Here is a 21,309-nt window from a genome sequence, read left to right as displayed (position 1 = left end):
AGAAAACTTCAGTCCCGCTCCATGATGCATCTAAACAACAAAGAAATTTCCGTTTGTTTATTTCTAATTGCCTATAAAAATAACTCTCTATGTTATTAGTGTTATTCTAATATACGTTTCTATGAAAATAAAAACAATAGCCATTTTCCAAGAAGTTTTTCTTAAATCTACTAACCCACTCGCCGGGCCGGAGAAATGCCTGCTGACGTTACAATATTGTTGTGACAGATAAGGCGTCTGTTACTTACATGCCCCCCGACAAAATTTAAGAATGCAGTAAAAACAGAAGCATCAAATCATTCTATTCCATATATTAGAACAGATTGATTTGATGCTTCTATTACGGAAGTATACATGAAAGCACACGTCCCATTTTCCAGTCACTAACAAATAAGTCACACACTTGTATTTGATTCACCCTGTAAACGAGGCACTTTTTTTAAAGCTATATTTACATCTGCCAATGCTTGCGTATCTATCGGCTTCTGTTGCTGAATCAACCGCCTTGCGGGTAAAGCATGCTTCGGCTGGTTGGCAAGAAATGCAGCCTGAACGATGTCCTGAGCATCCAGATAAAAAATAGTGAATGCGTCCGTTTCTGCCGATCCTCGTAATACGGTTTTAGACCACTCTTTTGCGTGACCAAAATATTGAAACCGAACATGGTATTGATCCGACCAGAAATACGGCGTGTACGTATAAGGCGCCGATTGCGGATGTATTATATTTTTTGCAACTGTCTTGGCATGATTGACAGCATGATCCCAATGTTCAATATGAATAGAAGCACCCTGGTATGGCCATGATGTACAATCTCCAGCTGCATAGATATCAGATACGGATGTCTCGCCATATGCATTAACAACATAGCCTTGGTCTATTTCTAATTGCGAAACCGACACTTCTGTATTAGGGATTACTCCTACACCTATCATAACAGCCTGACAAGGAATCCGCCTCCCTTCTGCTGTTATTGCTTCTTCCACTTTTCCTTCGCCATGAAACTGCGTAACAGCGTCTTCTGTAATCACTTGAACCCCATGACGTTTGTGCAAATCAAGAAAATACGCTGATGCTTGCCGGCCTACAATATTCTCCATCGGATAAGAAGACCTTTCTACAATCGTAACGTCAATCCCCATTTCACTCAAAGTGGAGGCAAGTTCAGCACCGATAAAACCAGCTCCAATAATAACGGCCTGCTTCACATGTTGCATATGGTCTCTAATAGCTACGGCATCATCCATCTTTCGTAAATAAAAGATGCCTCTCAAATCATCTCCCACTAGTGCCAATGTTCGCAAACTTGTTCCAGTCGCAAGGATGATCTTCTCCCATTCATAAGAAGAACCATCTTTCGTATCAAGGGTTTTACGCTGAGAATCGATTCCGGTTACCTCAACCCCTAACTTCAAATCAATATCCAACTTTTCATAAATGGCAGGATTCCGTAATAAAATATTTGCATTATCACTCTCCTCCTTCATCCATTCCTTGGACAACGGCGGACGATCATAAGGCATTTGACTGTCACGATCCATCAGCATAATCTGCCCCTGATAGCCTTCATTTCGTAAACTCTCCGCGGCATGCACACCAGCAATACCAGCTCCAATAATAATGGTTGTATTGACGTGAGGCATCCCATCACCTCCTTTCACAACTAACCCACACTGATCCATCATATTCAACCGCTTCGTAAACATTCAGTGGATTTTCTGCTGGTCCTTCCAATACAGAGCCGTCACGAATATCAAAACATGCAAAGTGCAACGGACATGTTAGACAGGTTCCTTCCAACTCCCCATCGACCAATTCAGCATGTGCATGTGAACATATTCCATCCACAGCGTAAACCTTTCCTTCTACACGACCAATTACAATCGTATCCGACTCCGTTTCACATTCCATTAGATCATCATCTTCAAGCTCTGTACTAGAGCACACATACATATAAGAATCATCTAAAATAGGACTCTCCCCTTTAGAATGTGGCATCGTAATCACTCCTGACTTTCGTTTCTATGTCATTTATGTTGTTTAGGTTGTTATCAAAAAGCAGCTTCCTATTGATTAAAACCAATGAACTGGCTCCGGTTTCAGATTTTGAAAAACATGTTTGGTTTCTTGGTATTCTTCCAGCCCTGTTTTGCCAAGTTCACGCCCGATTCCAGACTGTTTATATCCTCCCCATGGCGCATGCGGGAAGTACAAGTTCACGTCATTAATCCAGACCGTACCCATTCGCATTTTCCTCACACAACGCTCCGCTTTAGCGATATCATTTGTAAAGATGCCTCCGGAAAGTCCATAAATCGAATCATTAGCAAGACGGATAGCATCTTCTTCATCTTGGAATTTTTCCACCGTAATAACCGGACCAAATCCTTCATCCTGCACGACACGCATATTCGTCGTACAATTGGTCAATACCGTTGGCAGATAGAAAAATCCATCTTGCAGGTGTGGATCTTCGGGACGGCCGCCGCCAACTGCTACGGTTGCACCTTCCTGCTTACCGGTTTCCACATAATGACACACTTTAGTTACATGTTCCGCTGAAATCAGCGGCCCCATTTGCGTTGAGGGGTCAAAACCACTGCCAAGTTTTATATTACTTACACGCTTTACAAGTGCATGAACAAAATCATCATGTATGCTTTCTTCCACAATGAGCCGCGTCCCTGCTGAACAAATTTGCCCAGCATGGAAAAATACCGCGTTCATCGCCTGATCAACAGCTGTGTCAAAATCAGCATCAGCAAAAACAATATTCGGGTTTTTCCCGCCAAGTTCCAGTGCCAAATTTTTCACATTGGAACTTGCTGCCTGCATAATCTTCTTGCCTGTTTCAATGCCGCCCGTAAATGAAATCAAATCAACATTATCATTTGCCGCAAGCTCAGCACCAACGGTATTACCAGATCCGAGTACCAAGTTGACGACACCTGCCGGAATCCCGGCTTCTTCCATTAATTCGAAAATCTTTACCGACGTAAGCGGCGTAATTTCACTTGGCTTCATGACAAGTGTATTACCCGCTGCAAGTGCCGGTGCCAATTTCCATGATGCCTGCAACAACGGGTAGTTCCATGGTGTTATCTGACCGCAGACACCGACAGGTTCATGCACCACCCTGCTGGTTGAATGTGGAATGGGAGAATCAATGATATCGCCGCCGTCCTTATCAGCTATTTCAGCAAAGTAACGAAAAACGCCTGCAATATCATCCATATCTCCACGGCTTTCTTCTACAGTTTTCCCTGTGTCGAGTGATTCCAATTCAGCCAATTGTGCATGATCACGTTTAATTAAATCTGCAATACTATGAACAAACTTACTGCGTTCAGAAGCCGGGATAAAAGCCCACTCCTTGTTATCAAAAGCCTCCCGGGCAGCTGCAATCGCAAATCGAGCATCCTGTTCATTACCTTCTGTGACCGTGGCAATAACTTCTTGATTATAAGGATTTATAATTTCTCTTGTTTCTCCAGAACTAGCTTCCAACCATTCGCCGTTGATAAACATTTTTTTCATACGCTCACCTCATATATCTTTCCAAATCTTATTTATATACGACCACTTGATCATCTTCAATGGAAACTTGGAAACTACGTAATTTTTTGTCAGGTTCAGCAAGCATAGCACCATCATTTTTTATGTCATATTCAAGCGCATGCCACGGGCAACGGAGGATTTCACCATCTTTAATGTATTCATAGTTTCCATGAATATCCGTACGTTTGGTATCACCACATAAAACGCCTTCTGAAAGTGGTGCGCCCTGATGCAGACACCTATTGACAAATGCATAAAATTCTCCGTCTTTGGTACGGCAAACAACAATTGGGATTTTTCCTAACGAAGCACTTTTCATTTTACCCGGATCAATTTCTTCTTTATGACACACAACTTCTCTCATCATTCCACACCTCCTGTCCGTCTCGGTAATTTAGGCAGAGCAGCCCGTGCATTTTCGGAATAAATCTTCTCCTCCAACGTCTCATCTAGTTTCGGGAGTGCCTCTAAGGGGGAATCATAATCCCAATGTGGGTAATCGGTGGCAAAACAAATCATCTCCTCCGATCCCATTTGATCGACGTACTGCATAAATTCTTTCTGATTTAATTCTTCCACGGGTTGCGTGGTAAAACGAACATGGTCCTGAATAATACGGCTAGGCATTCGTTTTACCCATGGGATTTCATGACGAAGTTCCTTGTACTGCTGGTCCATCTTTTTCATAAGATGCGGTACATGCGTAAACCCGCCCTCAATCATGATAAGATGCAAATCTGGGAATTTATCAAAAACACCATTAAACACCATGTTGGAAACTTCAATCATATGCGCCGTTGGCAACATGGTATGCCACTCAATAAAATAACGCGGCCATCCTCCGAAATGCGTAGGCGGCTCATTATGATGCATACCAATGGATAATTGATGGCGCTGAGCCGCTTCATAAATCGGATGATAGTAAGGGTCTCCCCACGAGCGCGTATCAATCGGCAGTAATACTTGCACCATTTTGGGATGCGAACCTACCCGTTCTATCTCACGAACCGCTTGTTGCGGATCCTGTGCTGCAATATGAACCGAACCATATAAGCGGCTGTCCTTTTCCAGCCAATTTTCAATTTGCCAATCATTGTAAGCGGTTGCTAAAGCAGCCCCCATTTCATACCAGCCGTGCATGGATGAGGGAGAAGGATCTAAGGCTCCGCTTAAAATAGCGTATTCATGCCCTTCCGCATCAAGTAATTGTTCTTGCATAAACGCCAAATCCGTTCCTGCCGCTCCTCCGTCCGGTGTTACGGCATCTGCGCGGTCAACACCTGCTACCGTTGGCTGTGTATACGGCATATGTTTTTCCTGCATCCAGTGGTTATCTTCTATATATCGTCTCCATGGATTATCCAAGTAAGGGAGAAGATCCGAATACATCACTCGTTCATGAACATCTGTGTCGATAATACGACGCTTCTGTTGCTTCTTTGGCATATAATCACTCCTCATATTTCCTAAGTAATCATCAGATGAAATTGGTATATTCATGCGCATGAATTAATACACAGTCTACAAAAGCTTCTGATTACTGGCAAACCCGATTTCATAAATTGAGTGGCTTCAGTGAAGCTCAGTGAGCCTCAGTGACGTTCAGTGAGCCAATATCTCCAAAATTGTATGAGAAAATATTTTTGCATACATGCTGGCTCTCGATTCATTTCCTAAATCAAATCGGTTCGTATTTCTTTCACTGAACGTCACTGAGCTTCTCTGAGCAAGCTTAATGCATGAAATCGACGGAGAACGTCTTATATCGAGGTTGAACGATTCTTTTTTCTGGTATATCCTACTTGTTAATCGACAAATGGTGGTACCGCATAAGATTAAAGAACTTTTTCAGGAAGGGTGATAATGATTTTACTATCAAAGAAATGGATTATCCTCGTTAGTATTAGTACTGTATTACTTTTAATGGGATGCCAAGAAGAATCAAGTAGTAATGTCGCAGAAGAAAACAATGATGTAGCTGACATCGAGGAGATTGTCGGGATCGAGCCGGGATCAGGAACAATGGATATCGCTGAAAATGCAATTGAAGGCTACGACTTGGATGTCGACCTAATTGAAAGTTCAGAAGCAGCCATGTTAGCGGAATTGCAAGGAGCGATAGAAAATGAGGAACCAATTGTCGTCACGCTCTGGGAACCACACTGGTCGTTTCGAGAATTTGACTTAAAATTTTTAGAGGATCCGCAAGAAACACTAGGTGAATCCGAAAATATACATACAATGGTCAGAGAAGGTCTTGAGGATGAACAGACTTCCGCTTACCAATTATTAGATAACTTTTACTGGGAAATAGAAGACATGAATGAAGTTATGGCAAATTTTAGAGATGATGATGTAGAACCACACGAGGCCGCTTCCGAATGGATCGAAAACAATCAGGATGAAGTTGACACGTGGATGGAAGATGTGGAGCCCGTCGAAAATGAAGAAATTGAACTAGCCTATGTGAATTGGGATACAGAGGTCTCATCAACCAATGTCGTTGCGATTCTACTTGAACAATTAGGCTACGATGTCACATTGACTGCTGTAGATATGGGAATTGCATTTGAAGCGCTTTCCAATGGCGATGTGGATGGCATGTTAATTGCTTGGCTTCCTGTGGGAGCAGCTTCCTATTATGAAGAGTACAAAGATGAAATCGTCGACTTGGGTCCAAATTTGGAAGGTGCGCAACAAGGATTTGTTGTTCCAGAATATATGGATATAGATAGTATTGATGATTTACCAACAAATTAATACATGCGTTAGAAAGCCTGTCCTTCACATGTCATGGGCAAGCTTGTTACTGTTATACGCCAGGCAAAAACAAAAGCACCCTGATTCCGGTTAATAAACCGAAATCAGGGTGTAACCTTTTAAAGAGACAGTACAAATCCTAGGACTGCTCCAGTTTTTCAATTCTTTTTTCCAGGTTTTCTGTTGTTCTTAATTGTTCAATCATACGTTTGATTAACTGCAGTTCTGCCTGTGCTGTCATGAGATGATCCTGCGCATGAATCATTAAAAAACTTGGTTTCGCCTGGTCATCCTGATTTTGAATAAGTTTTGTCTGATACTGATGCCCTTTTACAAATTCTTGGTCTGCTTCTTCCAGCAGTTTTTCAGCCTCGTCAAATTGGAAAGATTGCGCTTCATCCAGTGCCTCATATGCTGCACCACGCGCATTTCCTCCATGCAAGATAAGTTGTGACATAATTTCTTCGTAGTTCATATTCTCTCTCCTCGTTAATTAGTTTCCGCTTCATTTTCATTACTATTTTCTTCTTCGCTCAACAACTGTCTGTCATATTTACGGAAGAAAGGATAGTAAATCAGTGCTGCAATAATCGCATTAACAATTTGTACGACACCTGCTAACCAGGAACCACCTGTTGCGATAAATCCTCCAAAGAAAATTGGAACCGTGAATGGCGGCTGCACAATAACAGGAGGTAAAATACCTGTTGCAAAAAGGATATAGTTAATCGTTACAATAACAACTGGTCCCAGCACAAATGGAATAATTAATATAGGGTTCAGTACAATCGGCACCCCAAAAATGAGAGGTTCATTGATATTAAACAAGGAAGGTATAAAAACCGTTTTCCCGACTTGTTTCAATTGTTTGGATGCCGCAAATAAAAGGAAGACAGCTAAACCAATCGTTGCTCCTGAGCCGCCAAGATGCGTAAACATGTGGAAGAAAGGTTCTGTAACGATACCTGTTGCTTCCGTTCCTTGACTTACTGCTTCGGCGTTATTTGCCAGATTTGTCATCCAAAAAGGATATACAACGGAAGATACGACGTTCATTCCGTGAATTCCCATTGCCCATAAAATAAGCATTAACAGAATCATTCCAAGTGTTGCCCAATAAGAATTAGATACTGTTACCAGCGGGCTGAATATATCTAATACAGCTTGAGGTATTGTAATGCCGAAATTAGCCCAGACAATCCAAGAAATAATCCATACAATTGGTAAAATAATCATAAATGGAATAATCACTCGGAAGGTTCGCATCACATATGGTGGAACCCCCGCAGGCATTTCGAAAGTAACTCCTTTTTTAATTAAAAATCGCATGGCTTCTGTCGTGAGAATTCCCAATATAATGGCAACAAACAAACCTTGACCGCCTAAATATTGTAGAATATCTCCAAATGCTACCTGTTCGATATCCGTAACCGGGAATGCAGTCATAAAGAACGCCAGCATAGATAGCATCCCTGCCATCACTGCGTCCACATCCCGGCGATTACCAAGACTGTAACCAATACCAAACGCAACTGTCAATGCCATTAACCCAAAGGTCAGATTAAATGGGAAAAGAAGTTCCGCCTGAATGGGTTCAACCGCATTTACCCACGCCTGCACAACCCCCCACTCGATCGTATCAGGCGGGTTAGCAATGATAAGGAAAATTGCGCCTGTAATGATAACAGGCAACGCAAAAATAACGAATGCATCACGGATAGATTGCAGATACGTATTCTGCGCTATTTTTCCCAATGGTCCCATGAGATGATCTTCAAGCCATTGTTCGAGCTTCATTGCGTATTCCTCCTCACTTGTATATCATTCCGTTTCAGCGCCTTATTTTTTCATTCCCAGCGCTTGATCCAGCACCTTATCTCCATCCATTAACGCAAACGCACGTTGATCGACTAATTCTACGGGCACATCATATTGCTCGCCTATTTTTGTTACTTCTTTTTTCAAATGACGTACTTGTGGTTCTAATAAAGCAACGTCATATTCACTTGCTTTTTGCTTGAATTCCCCAGTTCCGCCTGGATACACTTCTACTTCTATTTCTCGTTTCTCTGCTGCCTCTTCCACTTTTTTCGCTAATTGACTGGAAGTAGCTCCCCAACTGCAAAGAATAATAATTTTTAGTTTGTTATTTGCCATCTTTAACACCTCTTAATTTTTTATTTTTTGTAAACATTGTTTTTGCCATGCTATCTATTCTCTTATAATGACGCATAATCCAACTTGAGAACCAGCTGGCAATAAATAGACATAACGAGAAAGCAATTCCGAATCCAAGAATTACTCCTGCTGAAGGCTGGTTAGTAATAAGTGCATAAACGCCATACCCAATCCAAATTGTCGATAAAACAGCTGCATACGTAAAAAGAAATTTTTTCAAGAAACCCCCTCCTTTTTTCTGCTCAAAGCTCTCTTTTGCTAGTCGCATTTACCACTTTTTTATAGCCTTCACTTTATTACATGCAAAAAGTATGCCAACACAGTCTAAAAGGAACACAAAAGCCTCACAGATAGATATTTCATTTTTAAAGAATTTCTCATAGAAAAAGTGTGCATTCATCATGCACACTTTTAACGAGATAACTTCACAAGTTCTTTTTTGATATGTTCGGGAACTGTAAGATGAAGTTCTTTTTCTAATTTTTGATAAAAAGTTTCCCAGATGGATGTTTCTTTTTTTGTAGGGACTATTTCTTGATCTTCCCAAGGAAAAGAAAACATCAACTTGTCCTGATTGCTTTGAATACGACTGGCAATTAAGCGGTCGACTAGGCCCCCAATATGCATCCACATACCTAACTCTCTTCCCGAGTCCCATTGGTAATAGTCACGTATCGGCGGAATACTGGCTTGTAAAATATTTGCGATGGATTTTGGATTTCCATAAGTAGTAATTTCCAGCAAGCCGTCCATAATTAGATAATAGATTTCCTCTCTTTCCACTGCACTGTTTTCCATTGAGTCCACCATTGATTTTCTTGTGATTTCCAACAGCCGGTGCATTCTGGAAACCCCTTCTTCTTGCAGCAATTCCCATGCAGGTATATATGGAACTCCTTCTATTGATACCGGAACAGTTCCTATAACAGCAATAACTTCATAATAATCCTGCAATTCATGTAAAACAGAAGTATCATTGGTTGAGGGATCCACGCGGACAGAACGTATCAACACGTCTTGATCTGATTGTGAAATTTGTTTTTTTATCCAATCTTCCAATAACTGTGCCGCACCTTCTCCGGTAAAACAAACTGTGGCGATAAGACGCTTTTTCTGTACATGTTTCGTTTCCTCTTCTTCTTTGACAAACTTCAGCATGGCTTCTTTGGTATCTTCGTAGATACCAGACAATGTCTGTTCAGATACCAGTGATTGTCTTCCAGCTTCCATCACCATAGATAAGTTCACACTTGAGATGGTTTTTAAGGGAACATTGACATCATTTTTTATCGCGTCTCCCATGGTAATAAGTGACCCAATATCTACCAGAAGTAAGACCCCTTCTATATTTTCAAATGTTGTTTCAAATTGCTGAATACGCGTTTTCACTTGTTCATACGTTTCTTCGGCAGTAACATGCAGCGGCATATCAATTGCATGGATAACATGGTTTCCCAGCAGATAATTGATTACTTCCGCCATGGAAGAAGCGGTTGACTTTCCGTGCATCACAAGTAAAACAGCTATTTCTTGATCATTCATCATGGTCTCGACTGTGTCATTCTCCGGAGTTATAAAATGCGTCATTAATTCAACTTCTTCAGCAGGTAAGGCCATTCCAATTTGTTCCTTTAAATAATAGGCAATCTGATTAGCAGCTTGCCGGTATGTAGCATTCGGGTGGACTACAACCGGAATTGGAGCTTTCTTTACATCGTTTCGGAGGTGATTTCGAAAATTCTGCAGATGTAAACCAAGTATAAAAAGTTGCCTTTTAGGTATTGGAAAATCGAATGTTTCTTTTAACGCATCCCCTGCATATTGAAGGGCATCAAAAAGGTCCTTATCGATTAATTGATTCCAGCTTTCTCTTTGATTTTGAAGATGTCTGTATTTTTGGTTTAATTCTGATATATAATCCATTACGACCTTTTCTAATACTTGAGTCGATTTTTTCGCATTTTTGTTGGTAGAATCAAAATGCTGATAAATATTTGGAACATTGGCGGAAGCCTTTCCTGCATCGTGATCAATATCGAGCGGTACTTTTTTCTTTTGATTCTCGGTATGATTTTCATCATAATTAAGAAAATCTTCCAGTTGAATAACCACATGCTCATTATCATTATTCAAATAGCGGTAATAAGCATGTGCACAGGCAATTTGAATATCGCTCTTCAATTGCCCTATATTCCCAGGGCAATCATAAGTGAGGAAAGCTTCACGGCAATCTCTTTCGATAGAAAGTGTTGCATTCATTTTAGCTGCTTCTTCCCGAAGAAAAGAATCAATCAGCTTTTCTCTTTCTTTATACGTTCTTTCCCGCAATGGTGGAATATTTAATTTGATAGAAAAGCGCCGCAGCAATGTTGGAAGCAGGACATCATCCGGATTTTCTGTTGTAGCACCAATAATTGCTACTTCCGCAGTCCGCTCATGTGTCGCATCTCCTAAACGATGATACGTTCCTTTATCCATAAGATAAAACAGCATTTCTTGGCCGGATGGAGGCAGACGGTGAATCTCATCCAGGAAAAGAATCCCTTTATGCGCCATATCGACCAATCCTCTTTTATCTTCATCAGCACCTGTAAAAGCACCCTTTTTAATTCCAAAAATCTGACCGATTAGTAACTCTGGATTCTGAGCATAATCCGCACAATTAAATGATACAAAGGAATTATTATCCATCGTATTCGATTGCTCAATCGCCAGCTGGGAAAGTTTTTCAGCTAAATAGGATTTACCGGTCCCGGTTTCTCCAGTAAAGAGAATCGGTAAAGGACGGGACGGATAAGAAAACGCTGCCATGCCAGTTTCTAATATAGGACGAAGCGCTTCTTCCGATCCGATTAGACCCATTTGTTCACTCTCTGAGGAATCAGATGCTTTTAAAGCATAGCGTACTGGTTTCCCCGGTATTTTGATTGCTTCATTCCTTTTCACCAAGTCGTTTAAATAGCGACTTGCTGTAGAACGGTCAATATTCAATTGCTCTCCTATTTCTACGGCAGAAGCTGCTTCTTCTTCCAATTGGCTTAAGTAATGATAGATATCTGTTATTCGACTCATAAGTATGAACCTCATTTGTATATTTTTATTGTTATTCCCTCTAACTCTATCATAACAGCAGTGAACCAAAAATACATATATCTAATTTGTGCATGTGATTTGCACACATTTGTCTAGTTTTCAATGAAATGTTGTTATATCAACGTCTATAATAAATGGCATAAAATTTGCAATATTAAATGTAACAAAACAGAAAGGAGATTGTTTTAAAATGAAAGCGCAATCATAATCGTATTGAAAATGTATCCGTCATCTGCTTAGGAATTATTTGGAAAGATTAACGCTTTGCAAGAAAAAATTGAACCTATGAGGAGTGAAAGAAATGCAAAAACGTGGTAAACAGTTGCTAAGTTGTTTTTCCATCTTTATTCTTTTTTTATCCATGCAAAGTCCGGCTCTAGCAGACACAAACACAACCGAAGAAAATGCTGGCGAAATAGAATTTATTGAACAAGAAAATGGACCTGTACTTGGATATTCTTCTACATCTGGTGTAGAGATTATTCAAGAAGGAGCAAACCAATTTAAAGACCTGAATCAGAATGGTGAATTAGATGACTACGAAGATTGGAGATTATCTACAGAAGAAAGAGCAGCGGATCTTGCATCTAAAATGTCCATAGAAGAAATTGCAGGACTTATGCTATATAGCTCCCATCAAAGTATTGATTCTGCTGAGCTGACAGACGAACAGACTAGCTATATAACAAATGATAATCTTCGTCATGTATTGATAACCAATGTAGAAAGCCCAGAAACAGCTGCCCAATGGAATAATCAAGCACAGACATTGGCTGAAGGCTTAGGCTTAGGTATTCCGTTAAACAACAGTTCTGATCCTAGACATAGTACAGACGCCAGCGCAGAATTTAATGCCGGTGCTGATGGAGATATATCTATGTGGCCAGAGGCAATCGGCTTAGCTGCAACATTCAATCCGGACATCGTAGAACAATTTGGGCATATTGCTGCGGAAGAATATCGTGCGCTCGGAATTGCTACTGCTTTATCTCCACAAATCGATATAGCAACAGATCCACGATGGTATCGATTTCCGGGAACATTCGGAGAAAACGCTGATTTAGCAGCTGATATGGCAAAAGCTTATGGAGACGGCTTTCAGACATCTACTCAGCAAGATGAAATAGCTGAAGGATGGGGATATACGAGTGTCAATACAATGGCTAAACATTGGCCTGGCGGTGGAACAGGTGAAGCAGGCCGAGACGCGCACTACGCTTTTGGAAAATATGCTGTTTATCCAGGAGATAACTTTGATGAACATCTTCTCCCTTTTTTAAATGGTGCATTTAACTTAGAAGGAGGGACAGACTCCGTCTCTGCCATAATGCCTTATTACACCATCCCTTGGAACCAAGATCAGGAATATGGTGAAAACGTTGGTAACGCCTATAGCGAATATATTATTCAAGACCTTCTTAGAGATAAATATGATTATGATGGGGTTGTCACGACGGATTGGGGAATTATTGGGGATCCAAATGAAGATATAGAACAATTTGCAGGCGGTAAATCATGGGGAGTGGAAGAACTTTCTGACCCAGAAAGGTTCTATAAGGTCCTAATTAATGGCGTCGATCAATTTGGCGGAGTAGATGAAGCAGATGGTATTTTGGAAGCGTATCAACTTGGGATAGAGGAACATGGGGAAGAATTTATGCGCAACCGTTTCGAGGAATCTGCCGTTCGTTTATTAAAGAACGTTTTTCAAACTGGTTTATTTGAAAATCCTTATTTAAATGTACAAGAAACAGCGGAAACTGTCGGTAACCCTGATTATATGGAAGCAGGATTTGAAGCACAACTTCAATCCATTGTAATGTTAAAAAATAAAGATAACGTATTGCCACTTCAATCAGAAGATAATGAAAAACTGACGGCCTACGTTCCGGAAAGGTGGTTTCCTCCTGAAGAAAGCAGCTTTGGAGGAGATGATGAAACACCGGAAGGAGAATGGGCGTCCCCTCTCAACCTTGATATTGTTGAAGAATATTTTAATACAACCACTAATCCAGATGAAGCAGATTTTGCTTTAGTAGGAATAGAAGGACCGGATGGCGGACTTGGTTATTCGTCTGAAGACGTTGAAAATGGAGGAAACGGCTATTTTCCAATTACATTGCAATACGGAGAGTATATAGCTGAACATGCCAGAGAAGAAAGTATTGCTGGAGGGCATCCAACAGAAGATTCTGCTAACAGATCTTACAAAGATAAGACTGTAACTGCATCCAACACCAAAGACCTTGATCTGGTACTTGAAACGAAAGAAAAAATGGGTGATAAACCAGTAATAGCTTCCATTTCTATGAACAACCCATCCGTGCTAGCTGAATTTGAGGATCAAGTAGATGCTATATTGGTAAATTTCGGCGTACAGGATCAAGCAGTATTAGAAATGTTATCAGGTGAGGAAGAGCCTTCCGGATTACTTCCATTCCAAATGCCAGCGAATATGAAAACGGTAGAAGAACAATACGAAGATGTAGCTCATGATATGATAGCTTATGTAGATTCAGAAAGAAACACTTACGATTTCGCATTTGGTCTAAATTGGGATGGTGTTATCCAGGATGAGAGAACTGAAAGATACGAATTTGATGGAGCGTCCAGTAATGAACTTCCTGAGACAGCTACTTCTATGAATATTTATTTGGTATTCGGATTGCTTTTACTTCTTTTAGGAGGGGTATTTCTAATTATTAAACGTAGAAAAAACACGTAAATGACATATCTTTGTGAACAGGTTGTTCATTGAGCAAGAACGCATTCAAAAAAGAGCTGTCGCAAATGCATAATAAGGATTTGCGACAGCACCTTCTTATAACTCTCCCCCATTTGTTTTAATAATATGTTGATACCAATAAAAGGATTTTTTCCTTTTTCTTTCTAATGTCCCGTTCCCTTCATCATTCAAGTCAACGTAGATAAAACCATAACGTTTAGACATTTGACCAGTTGACGCACTTACAAGGTCTATACATCCCCAAGGAGTATACCCCATCACTTCGACACCATCTTCAATCGCCTTGCCTATTGCATCAATATGTTCTCTTAAATATTCAATTCGATAATCATCATTAATACTACCATCTTCTTCGATTTTATCATAAGCGCCTAAACCATTTTCTACAACGAATAATGGTACTTCATAACGACCATAAAGTTCATTTAACGCAATACGAAGCCCCATTGGATCAATCTCCCAACCCCAGTCACTTGCTTTAAGAAATGGATTTTTAACGCCACCTACCATATTTCCTTGACCAATTTCATCTGCTGTCTTTTCTTTTCTTTCTGTACGAGACATATAATAACTTAAAGAAATAAAGTCAACGGTTCCTTGTTCTATAAGTTCTAAATCTCCATCTTCCATTTCAATGTTAATATCATGTTCCTTGAAATAACGATTAATAAAAGCAGGATATTTCCCGCGAACTTGAACATCCCCACAGAAATTATTAAAGAAACGACTTTCTTCAAGTGCATACATAACATTTTCAGGATTTGAATCATAAGCATAAACAGGGGCATAAATTAACATGCATCCAACTTGAGACTCCGGAATAATTTGATGTGCAGCTTTAACAGCAAGCGCACTTGCTACAAATTGATGGTGAAAAGATTGGAATGTTGGTTGATACTTGTCTTCTTCTTTTTGAACAGCAAAACCAAGCCCCATAATTGGCATCATTACCCCACTATTTATCTCGTTAAATGTTAACCAATACTTCACTTTATCTTTATACCGATTAAGAACAACATTCACATACCTTTCAAAAAATGTTACGACTTCACGGCTTCTCCAGCCACCGTATTTTTTCACTAAGTTTAATGGCATTTCATAGTGAGATAATGTAACAACTGGTTCAATATCATATTTAGCCAGCTCGTCAAACACACGATCATAAAATGCTAATCCTTCTTCATTTGGTTCATGTTCATCTCCGTCAGGAAAAATTCTAGACCATGCGATGGACATGCGATAAGTTTTAAATCCCATTTCTGCAAAAAGAGCAATATCTTCTCTATAACGGTGATAAAAATCAATACCTAAATGATTCGGATAGCGATATTTTTCTTTATCAATTTCCCAATTGAATCCTGGTTTATTTAATACTTCGAGCCTTTCCTTTCCCCCCGGAAGTACATCGGCAATATTTAAACCTTTATTACCTTCATTAAAACCGCCTTCTATTTGGTTTGCAGCAGTAGCCCCTCCCCATAAAAATCCTTCTGGAAATATTGTTGTTTCTGTCATAATGACCGTACCTCCTTATTTTTCTAAATTAATGCCCTTTGTCTCAATGACTTTTTTGTACCAATAAAAACTTTTCTTTTTTCTACGTTTTAGAGAACCATTTCCTTCATTATCCCTATCTACATAGATATAACCATAACGTTTTTTCATTTCACCTGTAGACGCACTAACGATGTCAATCGGTCCCCAGCTTGTATATCCAATGATGTCTACACCGTCTTCAATTGCTTCGCTCATTTCAGCAATATGCTTTCTTAGATAATCAATTCGGTAATCATCATCAATTGTTCCGTCTGCATTTATTTCATCGACTGCACCTAATCCATTTTCAACAACAAACAAAGGCTTTTGATATCGATCATATAGCTGATTTGCCGTTATACGGAAGCCTTTTGGATCAATCGTCCATCCCCATTCTGAGGTTTTCAGATAAGGGTTATCAACAGAGTCAAACACGTTTCCACTTGTTTGATTCTTCAACACTTCTGAATCAGTACTTGTTGCTCTGCTCGAATAATAGCTAAACCCGATATAATCAACGGTATGCTTTTTCAATAATTCCTCATCATCTTCTTCCATATCAATTGTCAAATTGTTTTCCTTGAAGAAGCGCTTGGCATAGCCAGGATATTCACCACGTGCTTGAACATCGATAAAGAAAAATGACTCTCGATCTCGATCCATAGCTTTGAAAACATCATCTGGATTGGATGTATATGGATATGTGGTTCCTGCTGCCAGCATACAGCCAATCATTGCATCCGGAATAATTTCATGACATGCTTTAACAGCACGTGCGCTTGCTACCAGTTGATGATGTGCAGCCTGATACTTTATTTGTGTTTCGTTTTCACCTTCTTTAAACACAAGTCCAGCTCCGACAAACGGCAAATGCAATAACATATTGATCTCATTAAAGGTCATCCAATATTTTACTTTATCTTTATATCGTTTAAAAATTGTTTTAGCATACCTTTCAAAAAGATCAACCAATTTACGGTTTCTCCAACTACCAAACTCCTTAATTAAATGAACAGGCACATCAAAGTGAGCTATGGTCACCACAGGTTCGATGTTATATTTACGTAATTCATCAAATAAATTATCATAAAATTTCAGTCCTGCTTCATTCGGCGTTTCGTCATCCCCGTTTGGGAAAATACGCGCCCAGGAAATAGAAACTCTTAATGCTTGAAAACCCATCTCGGCAAACAATGCAATATCTTCTTGATAACGGTGGTAAAAGTCTATTGCTTTATGGGAAGGATAATATTCTCCATCCACTGGTGTTAGAGAATCAACCTTTCCTTTCATTATTTCAAATCGCTTTTCACCTGTAGGCAATAAATCTACAATCGTTAATCCTTTGCCATCTTCTAAATAAGCACCTTCTGTTTGATTAGCAGCAATTGCACCGCCCCATAAAAATCCATCAGGAAATTGTCGCGTCATTTTAACACACTCCTTTTATATTAAAGTTACTTTTTTTCTAGACTTATTAGTGGGTTCCCAATCTGAATATTCCCTTGTGTTTCAGTTTCTATAACTTTATACTTATCATGATTTGTTATTACTACGGGGGTAATAACTTCATATCCAGCCTTTTCAATAGCTTCGATATCAAACTCAATGAGCAATTTACCTTTTTCTACTTTATCCCCTTGAGCAACATGAGGTATGAAAAATTCTCCATCTAATTGAACCGTATCCATTCCAATATGAATCAATAGTTCTGCACCATGTTCTGTTTCAATTCCAATCGCATGATGGGTTCCAAATAAAGCAGAAACTGTTCCTGAAACAGGTGAAATTAATTTTCCTTCAGTAGGTTCGATTGCAATACCTTTTCCTAGTGCTCCAGAAGCAAAAGCAGAGTCAGAAATGCCCGCCAAGCTTTTCACCTCTCCATTTAAAGGGCTTTCTATCACTTCATTTTCCACCTTTGATTCAACAGCTTCTTCAGCTGGTTGAGTAGATTCTTCTGTTGCTGTTGTGTTCTCTTGATTGTTAATGCCGCCGAAGAAATAAGTTAAAACAAATGCTAGAATTAACCCTAAAGCAGCAGCAATAAGAGCACCAATCACTGACATATCTATCCCATCCGGACCAATAAAACTAGGGATTTGAAAGATACCTAGACCGCCCATTATATAGCCTTGTGTACCAATAAAGCCCAGTATTCCCCCTCCAATTGCAGATGAAATAAGTGTAAAAATAAATGGCCTCTTCAACGGCAATGCAATACCATACATGCCAGGTTCAGTCACACCAAATAAAGAAGATATAATCGCTGGCGGACTAAGTGTTTTCGTTTTTTGATTTCTTGTTTTCATTAAAACTGCTAAGATTGCTCCTGCTAACGCAAATGAATGTACAAACATCAGAGCTAATATCGGATCTACGCCCTGGACAGCAATATTATTAAAGCCAATCGGAATGATACCCCAATGCAACCCAAACATAACAAATACTAGCCATAAGCCGCCCATTATTGCCCCTGCAATTGTTGGACTTAAATCATACAGCCCGACTGTTCCTTCTCCAATTAACTGACTTGCCCAAGTTGCAATTGGTCCAATTATAATAAACGTTAATGGAATAATAATTAGGATTGTGAACATTGGAGCTACAAATGTTTTTATAACATTCGGAATAACTTTTGAAAGAGCATTTTCCAGTTTTGCAGCAAAAAATGTTGATACAATAATCGGTATAACAGACATGGAATAAGTCATTAAAATAACTGGAATACCAAAAAATTCAATGTAAACTGGTGATTCAAATACTGTTCCTGCAAATAGTGTGTATAAAGGCTCTCCTGCTTCAGGAATTCCTTCAAGAGCCGGATAAACCAAAGCACTCGCTATCACCATACCTAAAAATGGTGTTCCGCCGAACTTCTTCATAGCCGTATAACCTAAAAATATAGGTAGGAAGTAGAAGAGTCCGTCTCCTATTGCATTCAAAATTTGATATGTTCCACCCTGCTCATCCAGCCATCCAACTGCAATAAATAAGGCATTAAACCCCTTAATCATACCGGAAGCTACTAATACTGATAATATCGGAGTAAAAATCCCAGAAATCATTTCTATAAAACGATCGAATAAACTTCCTTTATCTTCTTCATCTTCAGCATCCACTTCTTTTCTTGCTTCAAATCCTCCTTCAGTTACAACAGCTTTATATACATCAGGCACATGATTCCCTATTACTACTTGATATTGACCGCCACTTTGCCTGACAGTTACAACACCCTCCATATTTTCCAGAACCTCTGTATTTGCTTTACTTTCATCTTTCAATTTAAAACGAAGACGAGTAACACAATGAACAACACTCTTCACATTTTCTTTTCCACCAACATTTTCAATAATGTCTTTGGCTAATTGTTCATATTTCATCTTATACCCTCCCATTTTTGTATTTTGAAAATAAAAACCCGAATGATTTTTATAAAACACAAAAAGAACGTGTTTTTCAAAATCATTCGGGTTATGCCCAATAGGTTACATTCCCATTTATTTATGTTTTTTGGACTTTCTTAGGTTTCTTTCAGTAAATTACTTAGTCTCGACTTGTTAAACGATAAATATGCAATGTTAAATATAATAGTTCATCATGCGAGATGGTCCAATCATAATCGTTTTCAATATATGCAGCAATGCGTTCTGCACAACGAAATGCTTTATTGTATTTGATTTTGATTTGATCATATAAAAATTCATCATAATTACTTTCTGTTTTTTCTTTGCGAACAAAACGCATGGCAAAAAAGCGTAAGTGTGTTAAAAATCGTTCATAATTAATGGAACTTTCATCTAAGTCCATCTGATAATAATATTTAACAATATTTAATATATCATTTACCATTTCGGTTACTTGAATTGTCTCAGCCATATTTTCCCCAGATATCTGACTATTGACGAAGTGTAGTGCGATGGAAGCGGCTTCATCTTCTGGCAAATCGATATCCAACGTTTGATTGATTATATCAAGTGCCTCCTGTGAAATTTGAAATTCCTGTTTATAATACTTGCGGACTTCCCAAAACAAGGCGTTTTTCAAATCTACTCCGCGCTCGTATCTTTCAACAGCAAAGCTCAGGTGGTCAATCAATGCTACATACAAATAGTCATCTAATTTATAAGGGAGCTTCTCATTAGCTAATGCAATAACTCTATAAGCCAAGTCTAAATAGACTTCTGGAATATCTTGTAATAGTTCTGCGATTTTATTGGATATTCCCTTACTTTCTAGAATAAAAGTCTTTTCAATCTTAGCCGGATCAATAGAAGATCCTTCCTTTTTTTGAAAAGCCAATCCCCGCCCCATGACAATGATTTCCTGATTCCGCTCATTATGGGATATAGCAACATTATTATTTAAGATTTTTTTTATTTTCATTTTAACCACACCTGATTCGCATTTTACTAAAACAAATCAATCTTTACTTTACTTTTACCTTAACAAAGATTTCATTCGGACTATTCTTGATGCACTTTCATTTCTTCCGATTTTTAATATTCATGCATGAAATACCGGATGGCAATAAAAAACCTGAATTGTTTAAAGACGCACTTAGCACGTTTTTAAATCAACTCAGGTTATGCCCAATTAAGGTTACATCCCTTAAGAAAAGTTAACTTTTATATCATAATCATAATTTATCACAACTTTTGTACTGTGTCAACGGTTTCATTATTTATTAAGAAATTTTTCAGAAAAAGTTTTTGGCTTCTAATTAACACGAATCAAAGATTACATCTAACTTTTTGAATATATTTATACATCACAATGGAATAGAAGAACAGGTGTCAGCAACAACCAATATACTTGGATGCTTTATCTATCGAAAATGCAGCGATGTGTTCAAAAACCTGAAAACATTCGGTACTTTCGTTATATTTTCCCAAAATAAAAAGGCTTGCGATTTACGCTAAGCCCTCTAGGTCAAAAGCTTCCAAGCGGACTCGAACCGCTGACCCCATCCTTACCATGGATGTGCTCTACCGACTGAGCTATGGAAGCAAATGGCTCCACAGGTAGGATTCGAACCTACGACCGATCGGTTAACAGCCGATAGCTCTACCACTGAGCTACTGTGGAATATAGATTAAATACAGATAAAAAAATAAGCCTGGCAACGTCCTACTCTCGCAGGGGGAAGCCCCCAACTACCATCGGCGCTGAAGAACTTAACTTCTGTGTTCGGCATGGGAACAGGTGTGACCTTTTCGCTCTCGTTACCAGACTTACACAATATAAGCCATTCGACATTACCTGCGAAACGTAGATAATTTCAATCGAACACCTTCAATTGCTTTAAAATAGGGTTTGTACCCTGAAAACTAAATAAGCGTAAGGCGACATGAAAAAACTTAGATAAGTCCTCAATCGATTAGTATCCGTCAGCTGCACGTGTCGCCACGCTTCCACCTCGGACCTATCAACCTCAT

At 39.2% G+C, this 21,309-nt stretch carries 16 protein-coding genes, 2 tRNA genes and 1 rRNA gene; 2 read left to right on the top strand and 17 right to left on the bottom strand.

Going from position 1 to position 21,309, the window contains the following annotated elements:
- Positions 1–395 precede the first annotated feature (395 nt).
- The 5 genes from ACFQ19_RS18910 to ACFQ19_RS18890 form a co-directional block, all read right to left on the bottom strand.
- Positions 396–1,643, bottom strand: a complete 1,248-nt coding sequence (locus ACFQ19_RS18910) for an NAD(P)/FAD-dependent oxidoreductase (RefSeq protein WP_379594255.1) — start codon at positions 1,641–1,643, stop codon at positions 396–398.
- A gap of 4 nt (positions 1,644–1,647) precedes the next feature.
- Positions 1,648–1,998 (bottom strand): Rieske (2Fe-2S) protein, encoded by a 351-nt coding sequence (locus ACFQ19_RS18905; RefSeq protein ID WP_379594254.1) that lies wholly within the window; start codon positions 1,996–1,998, stop codon positions 1,648–1,650.
- 75 nt (positions 1,999–2,073) lie between these two features.
- Entirely contained in the window at positions 2,074–3,537 is a 1,464-nt protein-coding gene (gene betB / locus ACFQ19_RS18900; protein ID WP_379594253.1) for a betaine-aldehyde dehydrogenase, read from the bottom strand.
- Between the two features lie 28 nt (positions 3,538–3,565).
- Positions 3,566–3,925: a Rieske (2Fe-2S) protein gene (locus ACFQ19_RS18895; protein ID WP_379594251.1), complete on the bottom strand. Its 360-nt coding sequence runs from the start codon at positions 3,923–3,925 to the stop codon at positions 3,566–3,568.
- Positions 3,922–5,004, bottom strand: a complete 1,083-nt coding sequence (locus tag ACFQ19_RS18890) for an amidohydrolase family protein (RefSeq protein ID WP_379594249.1) — start codon at positions 5,002–5,004, stop codon at positions 3,922–3,924. Before ACFQ19_RS18890 ends, ACFQ19_RS18895 begins: the two co-directional genes overlap by 4 nt.
- Before the next feature lie 417 nt (positions 5,005–5,421).
- Here ACFQ19_RS18890 and ACFQ19_RS18885 point away from each other — a divergent pair, with 417 nt between their 5' ends.
- Complete coding sequence (locus ACFQ19_RS18885; RefSeq protein WP_379594248.1) at positions 5,422–6,318, top strand: glycine betaine ABC transporter substrate-binding protein; 897 nt, start codon at positions 5,422–5,424, stop codon at positions 6,316–6,318.
- 139 nt (positions 6,319–6,457) lie between these two features.
- Here the strand turns inward: ACFQ19_RS18885 and ACFQ19_RS18880 are convergent, their stop codons facing one another.
- From ACFQ19_RS18880 to ACFQ19_RS18860, 5 genes are all read right to left on the bottom strand, one after another.
- Positions 6,458–6,793, bottom strand: coding sequence for a PTS lactose/cellobiose transporter subunit IIA (locus ACFQ19_RS18880; RefSeq protein WP_379594247.1), 336 nt, complete (start codon positions 6,791–6,793; stop codon positions 6,458–6,460).
- A 14-nt stretch (positions 6,794–6,807) separates the two neighbouring features.
- The gene (locus tag ACFQ19_RS18875; RefSeq protein WP_379594246.1) at positions 6,808–8,115 is read right to left on the bottom strand and encodes a PTS sugar transporter subunit IIC; all 1,308 of its coding nucleotides are present in this window, start codon (positions 8,113–8,115) and stop codon (positions 6,808–6,810) included.
- Between the two features lie 42 nt (positions 8,116–8,157).
- Positions 8,158–8,475: a PTS sugar transporter subunit IIB gene (locus ACFQ19_RS18870; protein WP_379594245.1), complete on the bottom strand. Its 318-nt coding sequence runs from the start codon at positions 8,473–8,475 to the stop codon at positions 8,158–8,160.
- Positions 8,465–8,716, bottom strand: a complete 252-nt coding sequence (locus ACFQ19_RS18865) for a hypothetical protein (RefSeq protein WP_379594244.1) — start codon at positions 8,714–8,716, stop codon at positions 8,465–8,467. Before ACFQ19_RS18865 ends, ACFQ19_RS18870 begins: the two co-directional genes overlap by 11 nt.
- 191 nt (positions 8,717–8,907) lie before the next feature.
- Positions 8,908–11,568: a sigma 54-interacting transcriptional regulator gene (locus tag ACFQ19_RS18860; RefSeq protein ID WP_379594242.1), complete on the bottom strand. Its 2,661-nt coding sequence runs from the start codon at positions 11,566–11,568 to the stop codon at positions 8,908–8,910.
- A 382-nt stretch (positions 11,569–11,950) separates the two neighbouring features.
- Between ACFQ19_RS18860 and ACFQ19_RS18855 the strand changes: the two genes are divergently transcribed.
- Positions 11,951–14,314, top strand: a complete 2,364-nt coding sequence (locus ACFQ19_RS18855) for a glycoside hydrolase family 3 protein (protein ID WP_379594267.1) — start codon at positions 11,951–11,953, stop codon at positions 14,312–14,314.
- A gap of 96 nt (positions 14,315–14,410) precedes the next feature.
- Here ACFQ19_RS18855 and ACFQ19_RS18850 read toward each other — a convergent pair whose 3' ends face one another.
- From ACFQ19_RS18850 to rrf, 7 genes are all read right to left on the bottom strand, one after another.
- On the bottom strand, positions 14,411–15,850 hold the full coding sequence (locus ACFQ19_RS18850) for a glycoside hydrolase family 1 protein (RefSeq protein ID WP_379594240.1): 1,440 nt from the start codon (positions 15,848–15,850) through the stop codon (positions 14,411–14,413).
- Positions 15,851–15,865: 15 nt separating this feature from the next.
- Positions 15,866–17,302, bottom strand: a complete 1,437-nt coding sequence (gene ascB / locus ACFQ19_RS18845; protein WP_379594239.1) for a 6-phospho-beta-glucosidase — start codon at positions 17,300–17,302, stop codon at positions 15,866–15,868.
- A gap of 26 nt (positions 17,303–17,328) precedes the next feature.
- The gene (locus ACFQ19_RS18840) at positions 17,329–19,254 is read right to left on the bottom strand and encodes a beta-glucoside-specific PTS transporter subunit IIABC (protein WP_379594238.1); all 1,926 of its coding nucleotides are present in this window, start codon (positions 19,252–19,254) and stop codon (positions 17,329–17,331) included.
- Between the two features lie 163 nt (positions 19,255–19,417).
- Complete coding sequence (gene licT / locus ACFQ19_RS18835; RefSeq protein ID WP_379594237.1) at positions 19,418–20,257, bottom strand: BglG family transcription antiterminator LicT; 840 nt, start codon at positions 20,255–20,257, stop codon at positions 19,418–19,420.
- A 551-nt stretch (positions 20,258–20,808) separates the two neighbouring features.
- Positions 20,809–20,881 (bottom strand) — tRNA-Thr (locus tag ACFQ19_RS18830).
- 3 nt (positions 20,882–20,884) lie between these two features.
- Positions 20,885–20,959: transfer RNA gene (locus tag ACFQ19_RS18825), tRNA-Asn, on the bottom strand.
- Positions 20,960–20,988: 29 nt separating this feature from the next.
- Positions 20,989–21,104, bottom strand: a 5S ribosomal RNA gene (rrf, locus tag ACFQ19_RS18820).
- Between the last annotated feature and the right edge of the window lie 205 nt (positions 21,105–21,309).

It is taken from the genome of Oceanobacillus locisalsi (genome assembly GCF_042675985.1).
In the GTDB taxonomy this organism is placed as follows: Bacteria; Bacillota; Bacilli; order Bacillales; family Amphibacillaceae; genus Oceanobacillus; species Oceanobacillus locisalsi.
Note: the sequence above shows the minus strand (reverse complement) of the source record. Positions and strands in the feature narration are given on the sequence as shown.

Excerpts from the sequence above, each read along its gene's own strand:
- ACFQ19_RS18880 (WP_379594247.1), bottom strand. The coding sequence starts at position 6,793 with ATGAACTACGAAGAAATTATGTCACAACTTATCTTGCATGGAGGAAAT.
- ACFQ19_RS18885 (WP_379594248.1), top strand. The coding sequence starts at position 5,422 with ATGATTTTACTATCAAAGAAATGGATTATCCTCGTTAGTATTAGTACT.
- ACFQ19_RS18860 (WP_379594242.1), bottom strand. The coding sequence starts at position 11,568 with ATGAGTCGAATAACAGATATCTATCATTACTTAAGCCAATTGGAAGAA.
- ascB (WP_379594239.1), bottom strand. The coding sequence starts at position 17,302 with ATGACGCGACAATTTCCTGATGGATTTTTATGGGGCGGTGCAATTGCT.
- licT (WP_379594237.1), bottom strand. The coding sequence starts at position 20,257 with ATGAAAATAAAAAAAATCTTAAATAATAATGTTGCTATATCCCATAAT.
- ACFQ19_RS18905 (WP_379594254.1), bottom strand. The coding sequence starts at position 1,998 with ATGCCACATTCTAAAGGGGAGAGTCCTATTTTAGATGATTCTTATATG.
- ACFQ19_RS18895 (WP_379594251.1), bottom strand. The coding sequence starts at position 3,925 with ATGATGAGAGAAGTTGTGTGTCATAAAGAAGAAATTGATCCGGGTAAA.
- ACFQ19_RS18840 (WP_379594238.1), bottom strand. The coding sequence starts at position 19,254 with ATGAAATATGAACAATTAGCCAAAGACATTATTGAAAATGTTGGTGGA.
- ACFQ19_RS18870 (WP_379594245.1), bottom strand. The coding sequence starts at position 8,475 with ATGGCAAATAACAAACTAAAAATTATTATTCTTTGCAGTTGGGGAGCT.
- ACFQ19_RS18875 (WP_379594246.1), bottom strand. The coding sequence starts at position 8,115 with ATGAAGCTCGAACAATGGCTTGAAGATCATCTCATGGGACCATTGGGA.
- betB (WP_379594253.1), bottom strand. The coding sequence starts at position 3,537 with ATGAAAAAAATGTTTATCAACGGCGAATGGTTGGAAGCTAGTTCTGGA.
- ACFQ19_RS18890 (WP_379594249.1), bottom strand. The coding sequence starts at position 5,004 with ATGCCAAAGAAGCAACAGAAGCGTCGTATTATCGACACAGATGTTCAT.
- ACFQ19_RS18855 (WP_379594267.1), top strand. The coding sequence starts at position 11,951 with ATGCAAAGTCCGGCTCTAGCAGACACAAACACAACCGAAGAAAATGCT.
- ACFQ19_RS18910 (WP_379594255.1), bottom strand. The coding sequence starts at position 1,643 with ATGCCTCACGTCAATACAACCATTATTATTGGAGCTGGTATTGCTGGT.
- ACFQ19_RS18850 (WP_379594240.1), bottom strand. The coding sequence starts at position 15,850 with ATGACAGAAACAACAATATTTCCAGAAGGATTTTTATGGGGAGGGGCT.